1 pseudogene is annotated in these 237 nt (G+C 60.8%); it reads left to right on the forward strand.

What is annotated here, in order from left to right:
- Nucleotides 1–237, forward strand: a pseudogene (locus ACPYOI_RS37015) (HlyD family type I secretion periplasmic adaptor subunit); the annotation flags it as partial.

Consider the following 237-nt stretch of genomic DNA (forward strand, 5'->3'; position numbering starts at 1 on the left):
ATCCTGGCGCTTTGCACGCTGCTGATTGCAAGCTTCTTCGGCTGGGCGACGATTGTCAGAATTGACGAGATCGCCCGAGGCGAAGGCAGGGTCATTCCCGTTTCAGAGACCCAGATCATCCAGTCGTCGGAACCCGGCGTCGTCCAGCAGATTGCGGTGATACTCGGCCAGGTCGTCCGCAAGGGGCAGCTGCTGGTGCAGCTCGACAATACGACCACGACATCGACGCGCGGGGAA

It is taken from the genome of Rhizobium sp. SVR5-2C (assembly GCF_056755115.1).